Annotated in this window: 2 protein-coding genes; both read right to left on the bottom strand. The window is 63.7% G+C overall.

What is annotated here, in order from left to right:
* Positions 1–276 (bottom strand): acyl-CoA thioesterase (locus tag AC1DT2_RS22480; RefSeq protein ID WP_477298850.1); only part of this gene is annotated, 276 nt, incomplete at its 3' end.
* Positions 273–1,751 (bottom strand): excinuclease ABC subunit UvrA (gene uvrA / locus AC1DT2_RS22475; protein ID WP_477298848.1); only part of this gene is annotated, 1,479 nt, incomplete at its 5' end. The genes AC1DT2_RS22480 and uvrA, both read right to left, overlap by 4 nt.

Below are 1,751 nucleotides of genomic sequence, written 5' to 3'. Positions count from 1 at the left end.
GCTGTTGCCGATGCGGTTGGAAAACAGTTCGATCTGGATGTCCGCCGGCCATTCGATCGGCAGACGGTAGTTGATCTCGCTGTGCGCCAYCACCGGTGCGCCTTCCTCGCTGTACCACTGGCCGGGCAGCATTTGCAGCCACTTCAGGCGTGCTTCCTGCAGATAGACCAGGTAGTTGGCGTTGTTGACGTGGTTGTACGCGTCCATGTCCTGCCAACGAACATCCATCGGCGTAATGAACAAGGGGATCGGCGTGTTCGAAGCGTCGGTACTCATGCGGTTCGTTTCTTCTTCGCGGCAGGAGCCGTCTTCGCGGTGGATTTGCTGGGGGCGGGTTTCTTTGCCGGAGCCGGGGTCGAGGCCTTCGCTGATGCTTTAGCTGGCGCCTTCGTGGCGGCCGACTTGGCGGCAGGCTTTGCAGTCGCCTTCGCTGCCGGTGCTGCAACGGGCGCGAGATGCGATTTCAAGAACCGACCGGTATGCGACTCCTTCGTCGCCGCCACGGTTTCAGGCGTGCCGCTGATTAGAATGCGCCCGCCACCCGATCCGCCCTCGGGGCCGAGATCGATCAGCCAGTCGGCCGTCTTGATCACGTCGAGGTTGTGCTCGATGACGACCACGGTGTTGCCGTGTTCGACCAGCTTGTGCAGCACGTCGAGGAGCTGCTCGATATCGTGGAAATGCAGGCCCGTCGTCGGCTCGTCGAGGATGTAGAGCGTGCTACCCGTGTCGCGCTTGGATAGCTCCTTCGACAGCTTCACGCGCTGTGCTTCGCCGCCGGAGAGCGTGGTCGCGCTCTGGCCGAGCTTGATGTAATCCAGGCCCACGGCTCGGAGGGTCTCCAGTTTGCGCGCGATCACCGGCACCGGCTCGAACAGCTTGAACGCGTCTTCCACCGTCATGTCCAGCACGTCGGCGATGGTGTGACCCTTGTAGAGGACCTCGAGTGTCTCGCGGTTATAGCGTTTGCCGTGGCAGACATCGCAGGGTACGTACACGTCCGGCAGGAAGTGCATTTCCACCTTGATCATGCCGTCGCCTTCGCAGGCTTCGCAGCGGCCACCGCGTACGTTGAAGCTGAAACGGCCCGCCGAGTAGCCGCGCTGGCGCGACTCAGGCACCTGCGCATACAGCTCGCGCAACGGCGTGAACAGGCCGGTGTAGGTGGCCGGATTGGAACGCGGCGTGCGGCCGATCGGCGACTGGTCGATATCGACCACCTTGTCGAACAGCTCGAGCCCTTCGATCGACTCATACGGGGCCGGCTGCTCGCCCGCGCCGTTGAGTTCCATCGCGGCAAGGCGATAGAAGGTGTCGTTGATCAGCGTGGACTTGCCCGAACCGGACACGCCCGTGACGCAGGTGAACGTGCCGACCGGAATACGAACGTCAACGTCCTTGAGGTTATTGCCGGTGGCGCCCTTGAGTTCGATCCACTGGTCGTCACGCGGCAGGCGGCGCTTCTTCGGCACGCGGATGCCGCGCTCACCGGTCAGGTACTGCGCCGTGACCGAGCGCGGCGAGGCGAGGATGTCTTCCAGCGACCCTTGACCCACGATCTCGCCGCCATGCACGCCCGCGCCGGGCCCGATGTCGAGGATATGGTCGGCCGCACGGATGGCGTCCTCGTCGTGCTCGACCACGATCACCGTATTGCCGAGGTCGCGCAGGCGGGTGAGGGTGCCAAGCAGGCGTTCGTTGTCGCGCTGGTGCAGACCGATGGACGGTTCGTCGAGCACATACATCACGCC

Source organism: Luteibacter sp. P4_E6 (assembly GCF_056401535.1).
Note: the sequence above shows the minus strand (reverse complement) of the source record. Positions and strands in the feature narration are given on the sequence as shown.